Annotated in this window: 19 protein-coding genes; 9 read left to right on the top strand and 10 right to left on the bottom strand. The window is 33.3% G+C overall.

The features are described 5' to 3' along the window. Positions 1-419 precede the first annotated feature (419 nt). Positions 420-2,372 carry a fructose-1,6-bisphosphatase gene (locus QMO72_RS02225; protein ID WP_103267523.1) on the top strand — a complete coding sequence of 651 codons (1,953 nt, stop codon included), beginning with the start codon at positions 420-422 and terminating at the stop codon, positions 2,370-2,372. 70 nt (positions 2,373-2,442) lie between these two features. Here QMO72_RS02225 and QMO72_RS02220 read toward each other — a convergent pair whose 3' ends face one another. Both QMO72_RS02220 and QMO72_RS02215 read right to left on the bottom strand, forming a co-directional pair. After that, complete coding sequence (locus QMO72_RS02220) at positions 2,443-4,215, bottom strand: cation:proton antiporter (RefSeq protein ID WP_286093265.1); 1,773 nt, start codon at positions 4,213-4,215, stop codon at positions 2,443-2,445. 368 nt (positions 4,216-4,583) lie between these two features. After that, positions 4,584-7,565: a glycoside hydrolase family 2 TIM barrel-domain containing protein gene (locus QMO72_RS02215; RefSeq protein ID WP_103267525.1), complete on the bottom strand. Its 2,982-nt coding sequence runs from the start codon at positions 7,563-7,565 to the stop codon at positions 4,584-4,586. Positions 7,566-7,672: 107 nt separating this feature from the next. Between QMO72_RS02215 and QMO72_RS02210 the strand changes: the two genes are divergently transcribed. After that, a complete protein-coding gene (locus QMO72_RS02210; protein ID WP_103267526.1) occupies positions 7,673-8,503 on the top strand; it encodes an AraC family transcriptional regulator in 831 nt (276 codons plus the stop codon). 18 nt (positions 8,504-8,521) lie between these two features. On the opposite strand, the gene melB is transcribed toward QMO72_RS02210, so the two are convergent. Further along, a complete protein-coding gene (gene melB, locus QMO72_RS02205) occupies positions 8,522-9,910 on the bottom strand; it encodes a melibiose:sodium transporter MelB (protein WP_103267527.1) in 1,389 nt (462 codons plus the stop codon). Between the two features lie 404 nt (positions 9,911-10,314). On the opposite strand from melB, the gene QMO72_RS02200 reads away from it, so the two are divergent. Then, entirely contained in the window at positions 10,315-11,730 is a 1,416-nt protein-coding gene (locus tag QMO72_RS02200) for an anion permease (protein ID WP_103267528.1), read from the top strand. A gap of 83 nt (positions 11,731-11,813) precedes the next feature. Here QMO72_RS02200 and QMO72_RS02195 read toward each other — a convergent pair whose 3' ends face one another. The 5 genes from QMO72_RS02195 to QMO72_RS02175 form a co-directional block, all read right to left on the bottom strand. Further along, a complete protein-coding gene (locus QMO72_RS02195) occupies positions 11,814-12,371 on the bottom strand; it encodes a cysteine hydrolase family protein (RefSeq protein ID WP_103267529.1) in 558 nt (185 codons plus the stop codon). A 235-nt stretch (positions 12,372-12,606) separates the two neighbouring features. Further along, complete coding sequence (gene mhqD, locus QMO72_RS02190) at positions 12,607-13,200, bottom strand: methylhydroquinone degradation carboxylesterase MhqD (RefSeq protein WP_103267530.1); 594 nt, start codon at positions 13,198-13,200, stop codon at positions 12,607-12,609. A 68-nt stretch (positions 13,201-13,268) separates the two neighbouring features. Beyond that, positions 13,269-14,168 carry a VOC family protein gene (locus QMO72_RS02185; RefSeq protein WP_103267531.1) on the bottom strand — a complete coding sequence of 300 codons (900 nt, stop codon included), beginning with the start codon at positions 14,166-14,168 and terminating at the stop codon, positions 13,269-13,271. An 80-nt stretch (positions 14,169-14,248) separates the two neighbouring features. After that, on the bottom strand, positions 14,249-15,205 hold the full coding sequence (gene mhqE / locus QMO72_RS02180; RefSeq protein ID WP_103267532.1) for a ring-cleaving dioxygenase MhqE: 957 nt from the start codon (positions 15,203-15,205) through the stop codon (positions 14,249-14,251). A 72-nt stretch (positions 15,206-15,277) separates the two neighbouring features. Beyond that, a complete protein-coding gene (locus tag QMO72_RS02175; protein WP_069823020.1) occupies positions 15,278-15,709 on the bottom strand; it encodes a MarR family winged helix-turn-helix transcriptional regulator in 432 nt (143 codons plus the stop codon). Between the two features lie 255 nt (positions 15,710-15,964). Here QMO72_RS02175 and aldA point away from each other — a divergent pair, with 255 nt between their 5' ends. Continuing rightward, positions 15,965-17,389 (top strand): aldehyde dehydrogenase, encoded by a 1,425-nt coding sequence (gene aldA, locus QMO72_RS02170; protein ID WP_103267533.1) that lies wholly within the window; start codon positions 15,965-15,967, stop codon positions 17,387-17,389. Positions 17,390-17,495: 106 nt separating this feature from the next. Here aldA and QMO72_RS02165 read toward each other — a convergent pair whose 3' ends face one another. Beyond that, entirely contained in the window at positions 17,496-18,455 is a 960-nt protein-coding gene (locus tag QMO72_RS02165) for a metal ABC transporter solute-binding protein, Zn/Mn family (RefSeq protein ID WP_103267534.1), read from the bottom strand. A gap of 199 nt (positions 18,456-18,654) precedes the next feature. Here QMO72_RS02165 and QMO72_RS02160 point away from each other — a divergent pair, with 199 nt between their 5' ends. After that, a complete protein-coding gene (locus QMO72_RS02160) occupies positions 18,655-18,933 on the top strand; it encodes a GNAT family N-acetyltransferase (protein WP_103267535.1) in 279 nt (92 codons plus the stop codon). A gap of 103 nt (positions 18,934-19,036) precedes the next feature. On the opposite strand, the gene QMO72_RS02155 is transcribed toward QMO72_RS02160, so the two are convergent. Then, on the bottom strand, positions 19,037-19,582 hold the full coding sequence (locus QMO72_RS02155; protein WP_103267536.1) for a tubby C-terminal domain-like protein: 546 nt from the start codon (positions 19,580-19,582) through the stop codon (positions 19,037-19,039). Between the two features lie 182 nt (positions 19,583-19,764). Between QMO72_RS02155 and QMO72_RS02150 the strand changes: the two genes are divergently transcribed. The 4 genes from QMO72_RS02150 to QMO72_RS02135 all read left to right on the top strand — a co-directional run bounded on the left by QMO72_RS02150 (position 19,765) and on the right by QMO72_RS02135 (position 25,305). Then, a complete protein-coding gene (locus QMO72_RS02150; RefSeq protein ID WP_103267537.1) occupies positions 19,765-20,574 on the top strand; it encodes a VOC family protein in 810 nt (269 codons plus the stop codon). 172 nt (positions 20,575-20,746) lie between these two features. After that, complete coding sequence (licT, locus tag QMO72_RS02145; RefSeq protein ID WP_286093228.1) at positions 20,747-21,586, top strand: BglG family transcription antiterminator LicT; 840 nt, start codon at positions 20,747-20,749, stop codon at positions 21,584-21,586. A 308-nt stretch (positions 21,587-21,894) separates the two neighbouring features. After that, positions 21,895-23,856 (top strand): beta-glucoside-specific PTS transporter subunit IIABC, encoded by a 1,962-nt coding sequence (locus QMO72_RS02140; protein ID WP_103267539.1) that lies wholly within the window; start codon positions 21,895-21,897, stop codon positions 23,854-23,856. Between the two features lie 18 nt (positions 23,857-23,874). Continuing rightward, positions 23,875-25,305 carry a 6-phospho-beta-glucosidase gene (locus QMO72_RS02135; protein WP_103267540.1) on the top strand — a complete coding sequence of 477 codons (1,431 nt, stop codon included), beginning with the start codon at positions 23,875-23,877 and terminating at the stop codon, positions 25,303-25,305. Positions 25,306-25,311 lie beyond the last annotated feature (6 nt).

Genomic DNA, 25,311 nt, shown 5'->3' with positions numbered 1-25,311 from the left:
ATGTACTTTTTAGCTATATATCAACATTTAAAAGGGTTTTACACGTTACAGAACCATAAGTGTATTTAGTGTTTCAATCAGTAATAAAACACATATTAACATTCATTAAAATGAATGTTTTCTACAACGTTTATACAAATAACCATTTTTGTATATTTGAGTAACATAATTTCCATTTTCCTTATTAATACCTCAAAATCATAATCTTTACAGTTGTTTTAACTACTATACCCCTATCTTTCAATTAATTTATATTATACAACAAGCCATATTTTAGAATTTAATTAAAATTCATAATATAATAAGAAATAGACAAAGCAGTCAAAATTAATGCTACAATATACGATATAAATGGAAGCGTTTTACTCAGACGTTTAGACCATATAAATGAAAATATTACAACTGGAGTGACCTAAATAATGCGTAAACCAACAGATAAAAGTGTGAAGGGGAGATACTTAGATCTCTTATCCGAACAATTTAACAATAAAGAAGAGTTAGCTACAGAAATCATTAACCTTGAATCTATACTAGAGCTTCCAAAAGGCACGGAACATTTCGTTAGTGATTTACATGGAGAATTCCATGCGTTCCAACATGTATTACGCAACGGTTCTGGCAATGTGCGTTCCAAAATAAATGATATCTTTCAAGATACACTCACGCGTAGAGAAATTAATGAATTTGCAGCACTTGTTTATTATCCCGAAGAAAAATTAAAATTAATCAAAAATAGTTTTAACTCTAAATCTGAATTGAATGAATGGTACATCACAACCATTAATCGTTTAATTAAATTAATTACTTATGCGTCTTCAAAATATACACGTACAAAATTACGAAAGTCTTTACCAAAAAATTATGTTTTTATCATTGAAGAACTTCTTTATAAAAGTAATAAATATAACAATAAACAATCTTATTATGAAAAATTAATCAACCAAATCATTGAACTTGAACAATCTGACGATTTAATTATTGGACTGTCCTTTACCGTTCAACACCTTGTTGTCAATCACTTGCATGTTGTTGGAGATATTTATGACCGTGGTCCTGAACCCGACAAAATCATGGAAACTTTGATTGCGTACCCTTCTGTGGATATTCAATGGGGCAACCATGATGTTTTGTGGATTGGTGCCTATGCAGGATCTAAAGTTTGCTTAGCTAATTTACTACGCATCTGTGCCCGTTACGATAATTTAGATATCATAGAAGATGCCTATGGCATAAATTTACGTCCCTTATTAACACTTGCTGAAAAATATTATGATGGCTCAAATTTAGCATTTAGACCTAAAAATCCTGAAGCATTAACCGATCCAGAATTAGAACAAATCACTAAGATACACCAAGCTATCGCAATCATACAGTTCAAACTAGAAGCACCTATTATTAAGCGTCGTCCAACTTTTGAAATGGAAGAACGCTTAGTGCTAGAAAGCATTGATTATGAAAAAAATGAAGCAACGCTTTATGGAAAAACTTATACTTTAGATAATACTTGCTTCCAAACAATTGATCCCGAAGATCCAAATAAATTAATTGAAGAAGAAGTTGAGGTCATGGACAAACTACTATTGTCAGTACAACAATCTGAAAAATTAAAACGTCACATGACATTTTTAATGCAAAAAGGGAAACTGTATTTGCCTTATAATGGAAACTTACTTATACATGGCTGTATTCCTGTAGATGAAAATGGAGAGATGGAATCCATGACTATTGATGGTGTTAAACATTATGGTAGAGATCTGTTAGACCATTTCGAAGATTATGTGAGAGTCGCTTTTGATCACAAAGACATCGAGGATGATTTGGCAACAGATCTTGTATGGTATTTATGGACTGGGAAATATTCTTCATTATTTGGTAAGCGTGCTATGACAACTTTCGAACGTTACTTTATAAAGGATAAATCAGCTCATAAAGAAACCAAAAATCCGTATTATCATTTACGTGAAGATGTAAATATGTGCCGAAAAATGCTTAAAGACTTTGGTCTCGATCCAGATCAAGGCCATATCATTAATGGACATACACCAGTTAAAGAAATTGACGGCGAAAACCCCATTAAAGCTGAAGGTAAAATGATTGTGATTGATGGTGGTTTCTCTAAAGCATACCAGTCAACAACTGGTATCGCTGGCTACACGCTACTTTATAATTCATTTGGTATGCAACTCGTGGCACATCAACATTTCAATTCAAAAAAACATGTATTACTTAACGGTGCCGATGAATTATCTATTCGCCGTGTTGTTGATAAAGAATTGAAACGAAAAAAAATAAGAGATACTAATACAGGTCAAGAAATTCAGGAAAAAATAGACATACTCAAAGAACTGATGCATGATCGCTATGTAAATTAAAGACTCAGAACATAAAACAAATTTAAAACCCATTTGCTCAAAAATTCAATTAAGTGCAAATGGGTTTTCATTATATATTTTGATGTAAATACGCATCTTTCAAATAGCCAATTGTGCCATTATCTGCATCAATTAAACTATTGTTACGTTTAAACGTAACAACTTTATTATCACTAATATGATATAAGATCATGTCATTTTTAGTTAATTGTCGCTTATTTGAAACTGGAATTTCTAATATATTATGATTAACGATAAAACGATTAAACCAATGGGAAGTAAAATTTTTATCAAATAAAATGTGATTTCGAATCGGTCCATCGACGTTACTACGTGCATGTTCATCAGTGAATGACACTGGCATCATGTCGACATTTTTCAACCCAAATTCAGGTACAAGTTCATTAAAGGCTAAACTATTAAAGACAAATGATTGTGTCATAAGCAAACATTTATTATAGCGCGTCATATCTGCATAAATACGATCATTACTTGAAAGTAAGTTACCTTCAAATACTTCAAAGTCCAAATCTTTAGAACGTTGCGATGTATTATTAAATAAATTAAATGTCATAACTGGTATTCGATGCGCTCTTAGCTTCGCACCAAGATGAAAAGAAAATTCACTTTCGCCTACTATGATTACGCCTGGTGGCTCTGTGCTTGAAAGCCGCATAACTTTACTCAATGGCAAGAAACTAAAACCATAAATAACCACCGTTACAAATACCAAGCCAAAAGTAACCGGTGTAATATATTCAGCCATCGGTGTACCCTTTTCTACAAACAAACCACCAAAGAACTGAGCTACTGTTAGCACAACGATACCTCTTGGTGCCATCATTGATACCATTGCTCGTTCTCGTTTTGAAATTTCGGTATTAATTGTAGCTAATAAAATTGATATAGGTCTAATTAAAATAATCATGATTGCACAAAAAATAAATAATTTCCATGACAAGATACTTTTCAAGACTTCTAAGGTCAATGATGAAGTAATTAATATAAATACGGTTGAAACCATAATTGTCGACATATTTTCAATAAAGTGATCAGATTCTTTAAATATGAGGTCATGCCGCTTCATACGTGCCATCATTAAACCAAATATTGTAACTGCTAATAAACCTGATTCTGGTAGGAATTCATCACAAATCGCAAAAGTCAGTAGGATGAATACTAATTGGATCGGTGGCATTAAATTTTGCGGTATAAGATCACGTTTAATTAACCACATAAATAAATAAGATGCTGCAAATCCAACAATGACAGCAATAAGTAAACGTAAGACAAAACTCAAAATAATTTGTAAGTTAAAGCCTTGTTCTATAATTTGAAAGACATAAAATGCACCTAACGCTAACATCGGTCCAATAGGATCTAGGATAATACTTTCCCACCTTAATATTGAATCCACACTTTTGCGCACTTTAGCCTGTTTTAATAAGGGTTGAATCACAGTTGGTCCAGTTATTAAAAACAGTCCCCCCAAAACCAACGAAATTGCAATTGAAAAATCAAGCACATAGTGCAGTGTAATTGCACCTAAAATCCATGCGATAATTGCCCCAATTGTAATAATGCGAACCACTGCCTTGGATATACCTCTTAACTCTCGAAAATCTAAATTACTGCTACCTTCAAAAAGTATAATCGCAACTGCTATAGACACTAATGGACTAAACGCTGATTCTCCTAAACTTTCTTGTGGATTAATTAAGCCAAACACAGGTCCCACAAGCAACCCTACTATAGCCATAACTACGATAGATGGCCATTTGATTCTAGAAGCAAACCACTGGCTGAAAATACCTAATGCTAAAAATATAACAATGACTAGCATTAGTGGCAAATTTAGTAAAGACACGTATACTCCCTCTCTCTATTTCATTTAATTATCAAACGTCTTCAATTATGCAATTCAACGAACGATATCACTCAAAAAAGCATTAAGCAAACATACTATCAAAATTTGGAGCATAACGCATTAAAATAAGCTTCATTTATTACTCATAATATACAAAGTAAGTTCATTTTTATATTATTTTTCTTTTTGCCTAAAATTACATTATAACTATATACCTATTTAACGTTAGATAAACATCAAAAAACTGAAAGACACAAATATGTATCTTTCAGTTACCACTAAATTTATAAATTTTTTATTATCGCTTTCTTCTGCTACTTAACTATCACATTGTTGTTTCAATTTTAAAGTTTGCTAAATTGTATTTTATATTTCAATTCAAATTGTGATTGGTTTAATTGGTACTTTTCTGGTAGTTTAGGGCCACAACTATTTGTACCAATCCCACTTTGTCCCTCATCAATAGTTAAAAATGTATAGGGTTCTGCGATTAATTCATCATCATGATGAGCTACTGTTAATTGGTAATCTGAATAATGTTTTGCATTGAAACTTATCGGTTTTTCTGCCACCACTTCTGCTTGATACTGACCATCAGTTAATGCAATGTAACTTGTATCAATGTGGCTTCCTGTTTCTTGAGGCATAATATGATGTTCAAAATTCCGAGTTACGGTTGTTTCAAACATATCTAAATAACTGGCTTCTCTTTTATCAATATAACTACAGAATGGCCCAAAACCATAATATTTTAATGTTTCAAACTGCGCAGCTAATTTGAACGTCATACCGAATCTAGGTAAAAATGGTGCTCTTGTCTCTTTTGTCATATTATAATCTACTGATATTTCACCTTGATTTAAAACACTCCATGTTAGCTGCCCTGTCATCACTTTAGGTCGCCGATCTTCTATAAGTGCTAAGTCAAAACAAATCGTAATGCTTCCATCATGATGTTGCTTCACAGATGTCTCATAGACTCTTGGACGCAATGAATCATAATTCATCTTTTCCCATTCAACTTTGACATGATTATCATTGTCTGTCGGCGCTCTCCATACTGTAAGTTGTATAGGATCATTGACTAAAATATGCTGCTCGTGCACCACTTTCGATAGTACACCACAATGTTTATCAAAAACATAATACCAATTTTGGTACTTAACAACGACTTCTTGTGATGTATCCTTGATTAGAGAAACATTTTCTTGCTGCTTGTCATTGAAAGCACTTATATTTCTTCGTTTATAAATAACTTGATCGGTACCTAAATAAGTACCTTGTTGTAATAATAATTGATCTTTTTTAACTACATAAGCAAACGAAACATCACTGACTGTATCTAACATAATATGTTCACTCAAATCCATTTCGAGTATTGTATGAGGTTTGAATTCAGGTAACGCTAGCTCAAATACAACCTTTTCCCCGTCTCGATGAGTTACTGTACAAATCACATTAATTATTTCAGATATATCAACAAAATCCAGTCTATTTTCGAAAATATAATTAGTAGCGCTGTGCTCTTTTAAAATAATAGGACGATGTATTTGTTGAAATTCAAAATAATTATCATGAGGCACTCTATCTGGATTCACAATACCATCTACACAAAAGTTACCATCATGTACCTTTTCACCAAAATCACCGCCATATCTATATACCGGTGCACCATTTTGGATAGTAGTTTTGATTGCATGATCACACCACTCCCATACAAAACCACCTATAAACGCATCATAATGCTCCATTAATTCATGATATTCTTTAAGACCTCCAGGAGAATTTCCCATAGCATGTGCATATTCACATAGAACAATAGGTTTATCTAAATCTTCCTTTGATAGATAACGTTGTACCAATTCATCAGTAGAAGGATACATTCTACTAATCATATCAATCAGTGATAAATCATGATGATCCTCAGCATACAACGCCCCTTCATAATGTAATGGTCTCGTAGCATCTAATTGTTTTGCTTGTTCCAGTGCCCTCTCAAAGTTACAACCAAAACCAGCTTCATTGCCCATAGACCATGAAATAATTGAAGAGAAATTTTTCAAGGGGACGATCGATGATGTTACTCTTTCTAAAATGGGTTTCTCAAACCGTTTATCATCTGCAATGAGGTTATAATCTTCGTTATTTTCTTCACCATATAGCAGTACAACACCATGCGTTTCAAGGTCTGCTTCGCTCATAACGTAAAAGCCATATTGATTTGCAAGTTCATAAAAATATGGTGACTTCGGATAGTGTGCTGTACGAATCGCATTAAAATTGCCTGCTTTCATAAGTTTAAAATCCTCGAGCAATCGTTCTTTACTTATTGAATATCCGGTTTCAGGATCACTATCGTGGTAATTGACCCCTCTTAATTTAATCGCTTGGTCATTGATTAATAATTTATTATTAGAAATAGTAACTTCCCTAATTCCAATTTTTTGACTAATTACTTCATCAGCTGTTATTACAAATAATTCATATAAATAGGGCCGTTCTGCACTCCATAATTTCGCTTCTGGTACAGTGATTGAAAATCCTTCTAATGGTGCATGATCACCAGCAATAACATTGCCTTCATTATCTAATAATTGATAGGTTACTTCAGGGTTTTGCTTCTGATTTAAAATCGCTACTTCAATCGTCGCTGCTTCATACTCCCCTAATTTTGTCTCTATTTTGAAATCGATAATACGTTGTTCACTTCTCCCTACAACATAAACATCTCTAAAAATACCTGAATGTCTAAACATGTCTTGATCCTCAAAATAAGTGGCATCCGAATATTTGAACACTAATACTTCAATTTTATTGTTCTGTGCTGCTACAAACGAGGAAATATCAAATTCATTAATACCATGTGCAATTTGTCCGTATCCTACAAATTGGTGATTTACCCATACATAATATGCACCAGCTACACCTTCAAAGTTTAAATGATAGTCTAATTTTTCATCATAATTTTTTATATTAAAATCTTTTTGGTAAAAACCGCATGGATTCTTTTCAGGTACATAGGGAGGATCGTATGGAATAGGGTATTGTACGTTTGTATACTGTAATTGATCATATCCATGTAAATTCCAAACGCTTGGTACAGGAATTTCATCAAATTCTAATAATTCGTGCTGCTTTAAAAACGCATTCAAACTCTCAAAATATCTAAATTTCCATGTTCCATTGAGCAACGTTACTCTATTCATCTGTTCCCGCTTCGGATTAGAAAAAGCCTCTGCCTTACTAGTATATGGTACAAAATAAGCATGTTTCGGTAATGCGTTTACACTTTGTTTTTCTATATCAGTATGAAATTTAAAATTCAAACGAATCCGCTCCTAACTTTTATCTTCTCCAATAATATATTCAAATATTATTTAATATATATATGGTACAATAATTTAAAACTAATCTTTATAAAGTGGGTGTCCTCATGCATTTATTATGGAAAAAATTCAAAAAATTTAATTATGAAGCCCAAGTTGATGAATGCGGCATTGAAATAGGCACATCTATTATTGGATATGACTATATTGTTACTCGCCCTGTTGTAATTCACATTGTTTCAGAAGGCGAAGGTGATTTTATATATAATGGCATAACGCATCATTTATGTGCTGGCGATGTTTTTGTTTTAAAGGAAGGCATGAAAGTTCAATATAATCCTTCAATAAATAAACCTTGGCGCTATTATTGGGTTGGTATAAGTGGAAAACAAGCACATACCTATTTTTCTCGTTCAGCTTTAGCTGAGCACATTGTAATGAAAAATTATGATACAACACTGTTATTTTCAATCATTTCCAAAATCTGTGATTTATCCGCAAATATGGATATTAAAAAATCACAAGATATCTTATTAAATCAATATTTATTTGAGTTGTTACATTGCTTACAAGAAACATTTCCGACCAATCAAGACATTATAGATAACCAACAATTACATACAAATATTCAAGTGGCATTAGATTTTATAAATCATAATTTCACTTCAAACATTACGATTGATGACGTTGCTAAAAAAGCGAACTTGAGTAGAAGTTACCTTTATAAAATGTTTATTAAGCATTTCAATGTATCACCTAAAACATACTTGATACATCTTCGTATGCATCAAGCCGCTCAACTGTTAATACAAACGTCACACCCCATTAGCTATATTGCTTATAGTGTAGGTTATAAAGACCCGCTCGTTTTTTCTAAGTCATTTAAGCACTATTTCAAAATAAGTGCTACAGCCTATAGAGCGCGTTATGGTATTTAATCCGCAATGTTACAACGACTAAATGTCGGTTTGTTTTTCTTTATTTTTACGCTTATAATATAACGTTTTTTGTATATCACTTAAGAAATCACCTTTTAAATTAAATGCCTTATGGTAAAGTACACCGCAAGCAATAATAAATATGAGCGGTATACCAATCATTTCAATTCTCATTCCTAAAATTGTTCCTGCTGTTTGGGCTTGGTTAGGAATATAACCTACAAGTGAAAGTCCCAGACCTACACATAACCCAGCTACCGCTTGTGCCAACTTCACTAAAAATGTTTGTGTAGATGTAATCACACTTTCATTGCGTTGCCCAAATTTAACTTCACTATAATCGATAACATCTGCTAATGCGACAGTATTTACACCTACTAATGTTCCTGTCCCATATCTGATGAGACCACCACCTAAAATAATCCATAAAGGCGCTTGTGGTGCTACAAATCCTGCAATTAATATGACAAAGAGACCCATAATAACACTTAAAATAGCACTATTAAATACTATGGTACGGCCTAATCTTTTTACTAAAAATGGAAAGACTAACAAAGCTACCATTTCCATAATAATTAACGTATTAAATAGCGAGAATAAGCTTTCAGCATTTGTTACATATTTAAAATAGTAAATAATAATGCCATTAATCATTTGACCGCACAAGTTAAATGCAAGAATTACACCAATAATCGCTAATAGTTCTTTATTTTTAAATAAAATACGCCATATGTCTTTAAAGTTAACTTTAATCGCATTCTGTCTTTCAATTTCTACATCTTCTTTAACAAAAATGACTGTGATCCCTATAGTTATAATAAAAATGACACTACAAATAATAGCTAGTATAAAGATACCTGTTTCCCTAGAACCACTATCAAACAGAGCACCTAATTCATCTATAAACCATAGACCAAAACTACCAATAATTAATGCTGCAAAGCTCGCAAAAAAACGCGGAACTACAGCTATTTCTTCTCTTTCCCTGGGGTTACTTGTTAAGTTTGGTAACCAAGACCAATAAGGAATATCCATAATTGTATAGGTCATTCCCCACAATATGTATACGATCGATATATATACGTACATCGAAGTGATAGACATATCAAAATTTGTAAATAATAACACTGTGATTACCGCATTAATCAATGTTCCTATAATAAGCCAAGTTTTAAATTTACCTAGCTTATTACGTGTATTATCTACAATCATCCCCATCACCGGATCATTAATAGCATCCCAAATCCTAGCAATAAAAAATAATACCCCTGCAAAAGCTGGAGATAATCCTAAAATATCACTCATATAAAACATCAAAAATAAACTTACAATGTTAAATACAGCATCCTTGCCGACTGTACCAAATCCAAATGCATACTTTTGAAATTTAGTTAAATTTCTTTCCATTCACTTGTCACCTACTCATATTCATTTTGGGTTTAAATTGCTGCAATAAATTTTGATTAGAAGGCCTCCTTCTATATGAAAACGTTATCATTTATTTTTTTGAATTACGATAGTTTAATCAATCCTTCACATGTCTTTATGTTTCCTATTAACATTTGTCGCATTACATAATAATATGGAACCTTTACAATATGTTTTGCTGACACTATAATTATTATGAAAATTATATATTAAAATTAAGAAATGAGATGGAACTATTGAAGCTATAAGATATACGAATCTATACGCATTACATCACTTCATTCAAATTCATAACAGTCTTTTCTCTTTTATTGATAGTGGGTAGCTATGCATGTTTAGTTCCTAATATTTTATAAATTGAAAGTAAAGAAAGGTGAATATTTGTGAATAGTAATATTAATTATAAAAAGTTCATTATCCCTGTAGTTGTAGGGCTCATCATTTGGTTTCTTACCCCATTTAAACCAGATGGCGTAGATGCAACAGCATGGCATATGTTCGCTATATTCGTTGCAACGATTATTGGTTGTATTACTCAACCTTTACCAATTGGTGCAGTCGCAATGATTGGTTTCTCACTCACTGTGCTTACGAGTACGGTCAAAATAGATACTGCGGTCGCTGGGTTTGGTAACAGTAGTATTTGGCTAATTGCCATGGCTTTTTTTATCTCAAGAGGATTTGTAAAAACAGGCTTAGGGAGACGTATCGCATTGCAATTCGTCAAACTATTTGGCAAGAAAACTTTAGGGCTAGGCTATTCACTGATAGGTGTTGATCTGATTTTAGCACCTGCAACACCAAGTAACACGGCTCGTGCTGGTGGGATTATGTTCCCAATTATTAATGCGCTCTCTCGCTCTTTTGGTTCTAAACCTGAGGACGGTACACAACGTAAAATGGGGGCATTTCTTATTTTTACAGAGTTTCATGGTAATTTAATTACAGCTGCTATGTTTTTAACTGCAATGGCTGGTAATCCATTAGCTCAATCACTCGCAAAACATCAAGGTGTCGATATTACTTGGATGAACTGGTTCTTAGCCGCTCTCATCCCTGGAGTAATTTCTTTAATTTTAGTACCGTTAATCATCTATAAGTTATACCCGCCTGAAATTAAAGAGACCCCAAATGCCAAAACATGGGCTCAAAATGAATTAAACGATATGGGTACAATATCTAAGAGTGAAAAATTCATGATTGGTATCTTTTTAATAGCACTCATACTTTGGGTATTAGGTAGTCTCTTAAATATCGATGCAACCTTAACTGCATTTATTGCGCTATCACTTTTACTCATTACAGGTGTACTGACATGGAATGATGTCTTAAAAGAAACAGGTGCTTGGAATACATTAGTTTGGTTCTCAATCTTAGTTATGATGGCAAATCAACTCAATGAACTTGGTTTTATACCATGGTTAAGTAAAAGTATATCAGGCAGTTTAGGCGGCTTAAGTTGGCCAATTGTCCTCATCATACTAGTGCTCTTCTACTTCTACTCTCACTATCTGTTTGCAAGTTCGACAGCACATGTAAGTGCCATGTATTCTGCTTTACTTGCCGTGGCAATTGCGACGGGTGCACCACCACTATTCAGTGCTTTAATATTAGGTTTCTTTGGTAATTTAATGGCATCTACAACACACTATAGTAGTGGCCCTGCTCCTATTCTTTATTCTGCCGGCTATGTAACTCAAAATCGCTGGTGGGCAATGAATGCTATATTGGCTATATTTTACTTTGTTGTATGGTTAGGTATTGGCTCACTTTGGATGAAACTTATCGGCCTTATGTAACATAAAACCCCCAAGTTAACGCTCGATTCTCTTGGCTTTAAATGCCAGAACTGAATCTTCGACGATAACTTGGGGTTTTAAATTTATAGTACTGCTGTCCATGAATGTGTTGAACTGATTTCAGCATATCTTGTCAGTATTTCATTCATTAAGAATTGGTGTTTTTTACTATTGTTATCAGTGACAGCATCTTCTAATATAGTGATCTTATAGTCTTTATCTGCTGCTTCAACTGTCGTAGATAACACCACTCCGCTCGTACTTACACCTGTTAACACGATATGATTAACTTGAAGGCCTCGCAATAATACTTCTAAATTACTGCCTGTAAATGCACTTAGCCGATGTTTAGTTACAATTGGTTCATCTTCTTTACGATTTAATGATTCAATGATCTGTGTTGATTCATCAGCCAATGACATCTGTTGACCGCTTGCTTGATATTGAGAGAACATTTTGTTATTGGGAGAGACTTCTAGAAATGTTCCATTAAAAGCCACTCTTACAAATATAACTGGTATGTTATTTTGCCTTGCTGCTTCAATAGCTTGCTGATTATGTTTAATTACCTCATCTTTAAATTCTAAACTATTTACAATGCCATTTTGCATATCCATTATTATTAACGCACTATTCTCCATAATGATGGCCACCTTTATTTTCGATATATTTATATTTTATAATTGTAGCTCACTTTATTTTGAATATCTAAATATTAGTTTATTGCTATGTCTACCACTAACATTTAATCTATACTATTTCTCCATTCACTAAAAAAGCGTTGAAACACAAGTTATGCTTTTAGAACATAGGTTTTATCCTCGACTAAAGCAATATTTGTCTCAACGCTTAAAATTCAAATCATTTAAATGCCACTTATTGATTCAACACTTTTTGTCCTGCTTGAACACCCGCTTGTGTAAGTTCATGACTATTTACCCATAACTCAGTCACATTCGCTCCGCGATTTTTAAAAATATCAATGACATGATTACTATCTTCTACTGTGACAATTGGGTCATTTTCTCCCATTGAAAGCAATACCTTCATTTGACTTAAGTCTTTATTGTTTGTAATCTCTATAGGGTAAAGTGGTGCATACAATAGCGCTGTATTAAAAGCAGTATCTTCATGTAATATCATACTAATTGCAATGTTTGAACCATTTGAAAAACCTACAGGTACTGCTTGTGACAAATCAAAATTATATCTTTGAGCCGCTTCTTTTAAAAATGTAATTAAACGTTCAGTTCTATAATTAAGATCTTCAACATCATACTGACCTTCACCATGACGTTTGAAAAAGCGATTCATACCATTTTCAGAAATTTCTCCTCTTACACTTAATACATTATATTTATCATTTAATACTGTAGCCAAAGGTAATAAATCTTTCTCATCTCCACCAGTGCCATGCAATAAAATAAATGTCGGTGCATTTGCTTCGCCTTCTCTATAAATATGTTCCATATTATTTCAGCTCCCTTTTAAATCAATAAATTAGCCATTGTAGTTAGTTGTAATCATAGCCTTTGACGTTATATACGGATGGGTGGTAATAATTGCAATAACGCTGCTCTTTGTTCTTCAAATTGAGGCGGTAAGACTAGACTAGAACCCAATTCGTCAAACCGTTCGTCAATAGTAAATCCCGGACCTTCAGTAGCAAATTCAAAAATAATACCGCCACGCTCTTTCATATAAATTGCTTCAAAATAATTGCGATCTTTGACATCAGTCACATGATAACCTTTGTCGCTCATTTTCACCTGCCAAGCACGATGTACTTTTGTTGATGGTACTGACCAAGCAATGTGATGTACAACGCCTACACCCCAGTGTACCGCCGTGTCAGGTGGCTCTTTTTTTACCATAACATGATGTTGCCAATCACCAACAGTTTCTAAGTGGATGTGCGTTTCATCTTCGTTTATTGTCTCTAATCCCATATCATTAGTTAATGTGTGCACTGTTGCCAAGGGATCAGCTGATAACATCGTTACGCCATGAAAACCAATAATATCTTGACTTCCATCGTGTATACTTTCACTTTCAACTAATGCTAATGGTAGCTCATGAACATCATTAAATTCCAATGTCTCTCTATCAAATAGTTGAGTGCGAGAGACTTCTATACCTTGTGCTTTCAAATGTTTTTCCCAGTGACTTATTGCATCTTTTGGAATTCTAAACGCAATTCTTTCAACTTGCCCTGAACCAATACGACCTTTATGTGCATTTGGCCAATTAAAGAATGTTAGAATTGTTCCATTGTCCACACCATCATTAGAAAAATATAAATGATACGTAGATGGATCATCGAAATTGACTGTTTTTTTGATTAATTTTAAATTTAAAATGTCTCTATAAAATTTAATATTTTCTTCTGGATTACCTACAATTGCTGAAATATGATGAATATGTTGGATAGCTTCCATAGTATAACCTCCTTCATTTATAATGCTTTGAAATGTCGTAATATTACAATTACCTTCTAAAATAAGCTTATATTTATCATTTATCTTTTTGTATTAAATGGTCGAATTTCTGATTCGATATATTCACGTTGTTTCTCTAAAAATGGTGGTAAAGCTAAGCTTTCACCTAATGTTTCGTATGGCTCATCTCCCATGAATCCTGGTCCATCTGTAGATACCTCAATTAAGATATGGCCAATACGTGCATATAAAGCTTCAAAGTAGAATCTATCAACTAGACCTGAGTTTCCTATACCTGCGGATTGATATTTTTCTAACCATTGTTCAATCGCTTCATGATCTGGTAATCTAAAGGATACGTGATGTACTTCACCATATCCTTGACGTGCTGCCGGTGTTTCTGTATCTTTTCTTAAAATAACTTGACCACCATTGCCACCTTCACCAACTTCTAATAATGCAACATTATCCTCACTTGCGATTTCCTTCATTCCATAAATTTGTTCTAATATTTTTTTGAAATCTTCAAAATAGCTTACTGTTATTTCAATAGGACCAAGACCATATATTGCTTTATCTGTTGGCACTGGACCATTTTTCCATGGTTTTCCAGGTGCTACACCTTTATTATTTTCATCAGAAACTAATTGATAACTTTGCCCATCCGCTTCTTCAAACGGTAAAACTTTTTTTCCAAACAATGACTGAATACCTTCGTGTTTTACTCCATATTCATTAAACCGTTGTTCATAATATGCAAGTGCCGCATCATTAGGTACTCTAAACGCTGCACGAGAAATTGAATTTGTGCCCGCTGCACCTTTAGGATTATTTGGAAAATCGAAAAATGTCATATCTGTGCCTGGAGATCCTTCATCATCTGCAAAGAATGTATGATACGTATAAATATCATCTTGGTTCACTGTTTTTTTAACAAGTCTCATGCCTAATACTTCTGTAAAAAATTTATAATTTCTTTCTGCATCATCCGTCATTGCTGTTACATGGTGAATTCCTAACAATTGATTATTTGTCATAATAAACGCCTCTCTCTTTTTAATTTTATCTCGATTTCGAAGTATTTTTAGATAAAAATTTAAGTGCTTATCCTACTTTATAGGTCGCGCACTTAATTTTTTCAAAGCTTTCTGTAAGGTTGTAATTTCTGTATCGGTTAGTACCGAAAATGTTGATTCTAAAGTTTCTGCATGTTCTGGGAATATTTGATCCATCATCGTACGACCTTTTTCCGTAAGCGAAGCATTGGTCACACGTTTATCTTGATTGTTACGTCTTCGAATGACGCAACCCTTCTCTTCTAATTTGTCTACAACATAAGTAATACTGCTGCTAGCAATCAATACTCTATTACCAATACGTTGGATAGGTTGATCACCTTTATTATAAAGTAGCTCCATTACTGCAAATTCTGTTATATTTAGCCCATGACGTTGTACATCTTTACGAACAATCTTTTCTAAATGATCAAGTGTCCGGTTTAATCCAATAAAAGTATTTAACGATTCCTTAGTACGATCCACCACATCACCTACTTTAAATTTATTTCGAATTCGAGATAAATTATAACGCCATAATAAAAATAAGTCAACACATAAGTATAAAAAATATATTACTTTATAAAATCATCACTCTGTTCATCTATTAAGGGCCATCTTTAACAATCCTTTTCATTTTGTAAAAATAAATATTCTTCTACAAAGCTGACTAGAATTATACTATTTCTGTTTTCACATTCCTTATAAGTGGTAGAAGTGATAGTGTGGAGGTGTCAAACATTGAATAAACTATTTATAAACAATGAATTTATAGCAAGCAAATCGACTGACACAATGGATGTAATTAACCCTGCTACAGGAGAAAAGCTAGATACAATAACATTTGCTACCGAATCAGAAGTCAATGATGCAGTAGCAAAATCTAAACAAGCACAGTTAGAATGGGAACAAGTGCCAGAACCTACGCGTGCTGATCATGTGAAATTATTAATACCTTTACTAGAGAAGCATAAAGATACGTTAGCAGACTTATATGTTAAAGAACAAGGCAAAACACTAGCTTCAGCCAAAGGTGAAATAGATAAATCCATTCAATTTATAGATTATATGACTAGCCTGAGTATGTCTAACAAAGGCGAAGTGTTGCAAAATAGTCGGGAAAATGAAACGATTTTACTTACAAAAAAACCACTCGGTGTGACTGCAGGTATCGTGCCTTGGAACGCTCCAATAATGGTCTTAATGAGAAAAGTCATTCCCGCTGTTATCACAGGCTGCTCTGTTGTTATTAAACCAAGTGAAGCAACCTCGTTAATAACATTAAAACTTGCCGAACTTATCCGTGAATCTACTATTCCTGCTGGATTAGTACAAATACTCCCTGGTACTGGAGAAACAGTAGGTACACAATTAGCACAACATCCAGACATACAATTAATATCATTAACTGGTAGCATGCGCGCAGGTAAATCTGTTTATGCAGCAAGTGCAAATACTGTTAAAAAAGTTAATTTAGAATTAGGTGGTAATGCCCCTGCCCTTGTAACAGAAAACGCTGATTTAGATAAAGCTGTTGACTATCTCGTGGCAGCTAGAATTAATAATGCGGGACAAGTTTGTACCTGTCCTGAACGAATTTTTGTACATGATGCTGTGCATGACACATTTATTAATAAATTAAAAGCCAAAATGGAAGAATTAACAGTTGGCGATCCATTCTCTGAAACTACTGACTACGGTGCAATTATTAATCAACAACAATTAGATAGCATCGATGAAAAAGTACAATCTGCCATACAAAATGGTGCTACTTTAATAACAGGTGGTCATAAAATTGATCAAGCCGGCTATTTTTATGCGCCAACAATTTTAGATAAAGTTAACACAACAGATAGTGCTTTTAAAGATGAAATTTTTGGACCTGTATTACCAATAGTTACTTATAAAAATTTTGATGAGGCAATCAATTTAGCTAATGACACAAACGCTGGATTATCATCTTATATCTTTTCAGAAGATTTAAAAGAGGTTATGCGGGCAACTGAAAAACTTAAATTTGGCGAAGTTTATGCAAATTGTGAAGCTGAAGAAGTAGTTAATGGCTATCATGCTGGTTGGAGAGAATCAGGTTTAGGTGGCGCTGACGGTATTCATGGCTTTGAAGAATATTACAATACTACAGTATCCTATATTCGATATGATTGATATCCATCTAATTATTTATAGCTATTAGTCAATATTATGAAAGCCTCGAAACCATGTGATTTTTCATCACTATTTCGAGGCTTTTTCTTATTATTCATACTATATTTTAATGATTTAACGCTTTATCTAAAGATTTAATATTACGTTCCATCAATGATTGATATGATATGTTTTTTTGCTTTTCTTCATCTTTGGATAAAGTTGCCATGTTATGGAAACTTACCGGCGTTGTATTTGATTCTTTCTTGATAACATCAGTTACCTTAGATGAAATATTCTGTTCATATAAAACGTAAGGTTGTTGTGATTTTTCTATATCTTCCACAATTCCCATTAAAGCTTTTTGACTTGGTTCTTCATTATTCATACCACTAACACCTTCTTGCTTGAAGCCATAGCGTTTCGCTAAATAACCAATAGAATCGTGTGAAATAATTACAGTGTCTCGTTTTGGTTGTTTAGTAATTACTTTTAATTTTTTATCAATGGCATTGATGTCTTTTGTGATCTTTTTATAATTTGCTTCATAGTAGGCTTTATGTTCTGGATCTTTTTTCACCAAATTATCTTTAATTTCTTTAGCAAATTTTTTATCTAAGACTGGGTCCAGCCAAACGTGTGGATCCTCACTGCCTTCTTCATGAGCTTCATGTTCATCTTCGTGCTTGTGTTCGTGTTCATCATTTGCTACAAGGTCATGACTACTTAAATTTTGGGATAAAGGCAATTTCAAATCATCATTTTTAATAGACTTAGCAATCTTTTTAGCCACTGGATCCATTTCATTATTTGAATATATAAATAAATCATCTTTGGCGATATCAATCATATCTTTTTGTGTTGGTTCAAAAGAATGAATATCTGCCCCTGGAGGATATATTGAATGCACATCCACATATTTACCGCCAATCTGTTCTGTAAAACTTTGAAAAGCAAATGCAGTAGTAGATATCTTTAATTTATTCTTTGTGCTTACATCTTTTTTTTCTTCTTCGTTTGTGTTTCCACATGCACCTAATACTATACCGAGCGTACATATGAGTAACAATAGTATACTTTTTTTCAAAATCCGCCCCTCCAAATCGAAATTATTCCGTTAAAACTATAAACTTATTTCAGCTATATTTCAATGGTTAACGCTCAAATCATACTATTTTATACTATTAATTTGGTTAGAGATAACTTAAACGTTTAGATATAATTGTTTAAATTATCTCTAAACGTGATATTTAGTAAGTGTTACGTATAATAAAAGGAGTGGTAACATGGCTGAAATTAAACAAGGTACAAATAAATTCTATATTGGTGACGATGAGAACAATCCACAAGCAGAAATCACTTTCCAATCACAAGACGATAATCAAATTGACATTAATCATACTGGTGTTCCTGATGAATTAGGGGGCCAAGGCATTGGTTCTTCACTTGTTAAATCTGTAGTTGACTACGCGCGCGACAATGATTTAAAAGTAGTAGCATCTTGTCCGTTCGCCAAGAATGTCATTGAAAAAAATTCAGAATATCAAGATGTATATGTAGGTTAAATCTTGATATAGCTATCCTTAAACAAGAAGCACCATTAACTAAAACAATAGTTAGTGGTGCTTTTTATCGTGCTTCTATTTAAAAAAATATCTGCATTAATAATTAATTAGATTGCTTTCTTTGTTGTTCTTGAAATTCATAAAATACTTGAAACAACATTACAAGCATAGCCGGATGGTATGTTTTAGTGTGTATATCAAGGTCGTGACGAGATGCTAATTTGAAGCGTTCCGATTTACTGTGCATAATTTCATGACGCCCCTCCATAACTTTCACACTTCTTGAAATAAAACCTGATTGGAATTTTAAAACATCTCCCTTATTCCCTTCAAATAACATGGTTGGTTTAATTCCCATTTTTGAACGAAATGTTCCAATAACCGTCCCATTTTTCTCAACTTGCCAAACAGTTTTAAACGGTGTTTTAAGCGCACCACGGATTGTTTTTTCTTGTAAAATACGATAAGTAGCTTGACCATCAGTAATTTCAAAATTTTGTTTATTATTGCCAAACATTGCAAATGCTTCTTGCGTAGCAGATGTATAAAATAACTGTAATTTGAAACACGCTTCATCACTATCATTAAAAACATCAATAACAGATTTTGAAGTATTAAAAAAGTTTTCTTTAAAGTAATAATGTGCCATGAACCTGTCCCCTATTAAGTATGATTTGTATTCTATACCCATTTTAAATGACTCAATATACAAGAAACAACTTATTTTCACACTCACCTAAAGAACTTAATGATTGACCTAGTATATTTTTTATATTAACATCATACTTGTAACTAACACGAATACAAGTATGATATAAGGAGTTTTATATAATGACTTTTCATGATTATGCCTCAACGCACGTAACAAACATTACACTCAATGTTGCTGATTTATCTACTATGCGCTTATTCTATAAGGATATATTAGGTTTAACAATTAGATATGAGAACAAAGCATCTATCGTTTTTAATATAGGAAAAAACAGTCATACGCTTACTTTAAATGAAATTATCGATGCACGACGCCCTTCTATGAGAGAGGCTGGCTTATTCCATATTGCTGTTCTGCTACCCACACGCGCTGACTTAGGCAATTTTTTATACCATGCCTCAAGTATGGGAATTCAAATTAGTGGTGGCGATCATCTTGTTAGTGAAGCCTTATACTTCGCAGATCCAGAAGGTAACGGCATTGAAGTCTATTATGACCGCCCTAAATCTACTTGGGCCTGGGATAACGGTAAAGTCAAAATGGATACACTTGCAGTAGATGTAAATGATTTAGTGGCACAACGTACTGAAACAGGCTGGGACAGTATGCCCGACAATGCTAAGATAGGCCACTTACACTTAAAAGTAGCTGATTTAGCGCAAGCAAAACAGTTCTATATGGAACAACTCGGTTTGCAACACATATCCGACTTCCCTCAAGCTTTATTTATGTCTACGAATAGCTATCATCATCATATCGCTACGAACACTTGGCAATCTGATACAGTTCGTATAGATAATTCAAATAGCCTTGGCTTAACGCATGTAGACATCTATAAACCAGAATCTGAAGAGCTACAACTACTTTCTCCAGAAGGATTTGGTGTAAATATTCACAGCGACACTTCATGTGTAGCAGATAAGAACTAAATTCATTTATACACTTAGACTTGGGGTCACTTCAAGTCTATTTTCATTTTAATTGCTACTAAATCGATCATTATGCTTCATTTTCTTTTGACTTATTACAATCTCTTAATCTATATTTAATATATAAAATTATTTATATTAGATAATTAATAAATAAGGGATGTTATTTATCATGAAGATTACTAAAATACTAAATAATAATGTTGTTATTTCTACTATCACTCATGAAGAACGTATCGTAATGGGAAAAGGAATCGCGTTTGGGAAACAAAATGGTCAGCTTTTAGATAAGAATAAAATCGATAAAATTTTTAGACTCACCAGTAATGAACAAGAGCATTTGCTTACACTACTAAATGAAATTGATCAAGACATATTCATAACCATTCAAGATATAATTGTTGAAGCCAATCGATTATATGAAACACCTATTTCAGAATCAATCTATATTTCACTCACAGATCACGTTGATTATGCAATTAAACGTACAAAACAGGGTCATAATATCGAAAATCCATTACTTTATGAAATTGCCAAACTTTATCCTCAAGAGTTTAAAATTGGTTTAAAAGCCATTAAAGTTATTCGGCAACGTTTTGAGACACAACTGCCTAAAGATGAGGCAGGTTTTATAGCAATGCACATTGTTAATGCAAGTATGGATGAAAATATTTCGAATATCTATGAAATTACTAAAATCACCAAAAGTATACTTGATATTGTACGTTATCATTTTAATTTACACATTAATGAAGACGAACTTAATTACTCAAGATTTGTAACCCATCTTAAGTTTTTTAGCCAAAGGCTAATTAATGTAGAATCTTTAAACGAAGTTACAGATGAAAGCTTATTAGATGTTTTAAAGCAAAAATATCAACAATCTGATGTTTGTGTTGATAAAATTTCTGACTTTCTCCAAAAACATTACCAACATGAAGTATCAAATGATGAACGTGTATATCTTATTTTGCATATTGCACGCTTGTTAAAATCACAATGTAAGCGTTGACATTAAATATTTAAAACGCTATAATGTTTTTAATCTTATATTATTGTTACTTTAGACGTCACTATCGACGTTTGGGGTTGTAACTTTAAGTAGGCAAAACCCAGAGTAATGCATAACGGTACCTTAGGGCGTCGTATGTGTATTATTCTGGGTTTTTATTTTTGCTATTTTAGTTAAGATCATTTTAGATGCTTGATAAACAGACATTTTTCTTCAGTGGCCACTAGAAAATTAGACGTATGTCATCGCCTTAAACTGCTCATTTCTTAACTATATAGCTATTCATAACAAATTGGGGTGATTTTATTATGAAATATGAGTTATTAGCTAAAGACATTGTTGAAAAGGTTGGTGGCGTTGATAATATAAATTCTTTAACACATTGTATTACACGTCTTCGTTTTAAGTTGAAAGATGAAACCAAAGCAGATACGGATTACTTAAAAAGTCGTGATGGTATTGTCACAGTAATGCAATCGGGTGGTCAATATCAGGTGGTTATAGGTAACCATGTTCCTGATGTATACACTGCAGTTAACCATGTTGCAAACTTTAACCATAACGATGATGAAGCAAATACCGATGAACATAAAGGAAATCTATTCAATCGTTTTATAGATATCGTTTCTGGTATCTTTCAACCTATCTTGGGTGTACTCGCTGCAGCTGGGATGATTAAAGGATTTGCTGCTTTATTTTTAGCTTTAGGATGGATTACTGAACAATCTGGTACCTATCAAATATTACATGCTATTGGAGACTCTATTTTTTATTTCTTTCCAATATTTTTAGGATTTACAGCAGCTAAAAAATTTGGTTCAAGCCACTTCCTCGGCATGGCTATTGGCGCAGCTTTAGTATATCCAACGCTAGTTAGTGCTATGGAAATGGGTGCCAAGGGTGCAAGCGCGCTGTTCTCTGGTACTTTATTCGAAGTAGAGTCAAATTTAACCTTTTTAGGATTGCCTGTTATTTCTATGACATATACATCTAGTGTCATTCCTATCATTATTGCTGTTTATTTTGCGAGTAAGCTTGAGCGAAAACTAAAAACTATTATACCCGATGTTGTTAAGACGTTCTTAGTTCCCTTCTTTACATTATTAGTTATTGTTCCTTTAACGTTCTTAATTATTGGTCCAATTTCATCTTGGATTGCCAACTGGATTGGTGTAGGTGCACTTAGTATTCATGCTTTGAGTCCTATAGTTGCAGGCATATTGTTAGGTGCTTTCTGGCAAGTATTAGTCATTTTTGGACTCCATTGGGGCCTTGTAGCAATCATGATGAATAATATTTCTACTTCTGGATTCGATATTATTCATCCTTTAATATTTGCAGCTTCTTTCGCTCAAACTGGTATTGTACTAGGTATTTTCTTAAAGACTAAAAATACTAAATTAAAATCGTTAGCCTTCCCAGCTACCATATCAGGTATTTTCGGAGTAACTGAACCTTCAATTTATGGTATTACCTTACCACGAAAGAAAATGTTTATTTATAGCTGTATCATTGCCGGTATTTTTGGAGGATTTGTCGCCTTCGCTGGGACAAAGCTTTATTTTATGGGAGGTTTAGGTATTTTCGGATACACAGCATATATTGGAGATAATGGATTAGATTCTACAGTTTGGCTCATTGTATTAGCATCTCTTCTGAGTATGTTAGTTGCTACAATCGTAGGTTTCATTGCTCATTCTGATAAAAAAGAAGGCTTAACTCAATCTGATGCCTCAATAAAAGACCCATCAACTGATAATAAACATGAAAATACTGATCCAATAACGCAACAAAATGATACTGTCCCACTAGGATCTGATGATTTTATTAAAGCTCCATTAACAGGTGAACTTATTAAGTTAGAAAAAGTTGACGATCCTGTCTTTTCATCACTTGCTATGGGCAAAGGTATTGCAATTAAACCAAAATCCAATGTCATTATTGCTCCATTCGACGCAACTGTTGAAAGTCTTTTCCCTACCGGTCACGCCATTGGATTGAAGTCCAATAATGGAACAGAATTATTGATTCATATAGGTATAGATACTGTGAAATTAAATGGAGAAGGATTCAGACCTCTGGTGTCACAAGGAGATACTGTAACGTCAGGTCAACCATTAATTGAATTTGACAGTCAAATCATTCGAAATGCTTCTTTAGATGACATTGTAATGATTGTTGTGACGAATACAAATATTGCGAAAGATGTTGTCGTTGAAGATAAAAAAGATATTAATACTAAAGATGCTTTAATTTCAGTAATTTATTAAATATTAGGAGGCATAATAATGACTGTATTACACAAAGATTTTTTATGGGGTGGCGCAATTGCCGCTAATCAAATAGAAGGTGCGTATGATAGTGATGGAAAAGGATTAAGTTTAGTTGATTTACTACCGGCAGGCGATGAGCGAAAAGAACCTTTATTTAATCCTGCTAAAGCATTGTCTAATCATTTTGACTTTTATCCTAGTCATAAATCCATTGATTTTTATCATCAATATGAGGAAGATATTAAACTTTTTGCAGAAATGGGATTCAAAGCATTACGTTTTTCAATTTCATGGCCTAGAATTTTTCCGAATGGTGACGAATCAGAGCCTAATGAAAGTGGTTTGGCTTTTTACGATAAAATATTTGATACGCTCGAAAAATATGACATTGAACCAATTGTTACCATCAATCATTTTGACACACCCTACTATTTAGCCAAAACATATGGTGGTTGGTATAACCGTAAAACAATTGACTTCTTTTTAAATTATGCCACTGTCTTATTCGAACGCTATAGTCATCGTGTAAAATACTGGATTACTCATAATGAAATTAATATGATTTTACACATTCCTTATATTGGGGGTGGTTTAATTATCAAAGATGAAGACAACGCAAACCAAATCAAGTACCAAGCTGCACATCATCAATTAATTGCTTCAAGTTTAGCAACAAAAATTGCTAAGCGTGTCGATAAAGATAATACTATTGGATGTATGTTAGCTGCTGGTGATGTCTATCCAAATACTTGCCATCCAAATGATATTATGGCAGCTGTTCAAAAAAATAGAGAGCAATATATCTTTATAGATGTGCAAGCACGTGGTGCATATCCAAATTATAGTAAGCGCATGTTTGAGGAATTAGGCGTTACTATTAATAAAGAAGTCGGAGACGATGAAATTTTAAAACAGTACCCTGTAGATTATATTTCCTTCTCTTATTATTCTAGTCGTCTCGAAAGTGGTGATGATGCAATTAATAAACATAAATCATCTGGTAATGCGTTTGCATCACTTAAAAACCCCTACCTCGAATCTTCAAACTGGGGATGGCAAATCGATCCTGTAGGTTTAAGAGTAACTATGAATCAAATCTACGATCGATATCAAAAACCACTTTTCATCGTAGAAAATGGCTTAGGGGAAATTGATGAAGTTCAAGATGATGGCGCAATTCATGATAGCTATAGAATTAAATACTTAAGTGAACATTTAGCACAAATGCTTGAAGCTGTAAAAGACGGTGTCCCACTTCTTGGTTATACATCTTGGGGATGCATAGATATTGTATCAGCAGGCAGTGGTGAAATGAAAAAGCGTTATGGCTACATCTATGTAGACCGTGATAATAAAGGCCAAGGCTCTTTAAAACGCACACGCAAAGATTCATTCTACTGGTATCAAAAAGTGATTCATTCTAATGGTGAAGATTTATCTTATTAATACAAA

The organism is Staphylococcus casei (assembly GCF_030294405.1).
GTDB lineage: Bacteria > Bacillota > Bacilli > Staphylococcales > Staphylococcaceae > Staphylococcus > Staphylococcus succinus.
This window is presented reverse-complemented; position numbering and strand designations above follow the sequence as displayed.

Bases quoted from the DNA above. Each gene is read 5' to 3' on its own strand.
- QMO72_RS02220 (WP_286093265.1), bottom strand. From the start codon at position 4,215: ATGCTAGTCATTGTTATATTTTTAGCATTAGGTATTTTCAGCCAGTGG.
- QMO72_RS02155 (WP_103267536.1), bottom strand. From the start codon at position 19,582: ATGGCACATTATTACTTTAAAGAAAACTTTTTTAATACTTCAAAATCT.
- QMO72_RS02160 (WP_103267535.1), top strand. From the start codon at position 18,655: ATGGCTGAAATTAAACAAGGTACAAATAAATTCTATATTGGTGACGAT.
- QMO72_RS02195 (WP_103267529.1), bottom strand. From the start codon at position 12,371: ATGGAGAATAGTGCGTTAATAATAATGGATATGCAAAATGGCATTGTA.
- QMO72_RS02210 (WP_103267526.1), top strand. From the start codon at position 7,673: ATGCATTTATTATGGAAAAAATTCAAAAAATTTAATTATGAAGCCCAA.
- QMO72_RS02185 (WP_103267531.1), bottom strand. From the start codon at position 14,168: ATGGAAGCTATCCAACATATTCATCATATTTCAGCAATTGTAGGTAAT.
- QMO72_RS02150 (WP_103267537.1), top strand. From the start codon at position 19,765: ATGACTTTTCATGATTATGCCTCAACGCACGTAACAAACATTACACTC.
- mhqE (WP_103267532.1), bottom strand. From the start codon at position 15,205: ATGACAAATAATCAATTGTTAGGAATTCACCATGTAACAGCAATGACG.
- mhqD (WP_103267530.1), bottom strand. From the start codon at position 13,200: ATGGAACATATTTATAGAGAAGGCGAAGCAAATGCACCGACATTTATT.
- melB (WP_103267527.1), bottom strand. From the start codon at position 9,910: ATGGAAAGAAATTTAACTAAATTTCAAAAGTATGCATTTGGATTTGGT.
- QMO72_RS02140 (WP_103267539.1), top strand. From the start codon at position 21,895: ATGAAATATGAGTTATTAGCTAAAGACATTGTTGAAAAGGTTGGTGGC.
- QMO72_RS02135 (WP_103267540.1), top strand. From the start codon at position 23,875: ATGACTGTATTACACAAAGATTTTTTATGGGGTGGCGCAATTGCCGCT.
- licT (WP_286093228.1), top strand. From the start codon at position 20,747: ATGAAGATTACTAAAATACTAAATAATAATGTTGTTATTTCTACTATC.
- QMO72_RS02225 (WP_103267523.1), top strand. From the start codon at position 420: ATGCGTAAACCAACAGATAAAAGTGTGAAGGGGAGATACTTAGATCTC.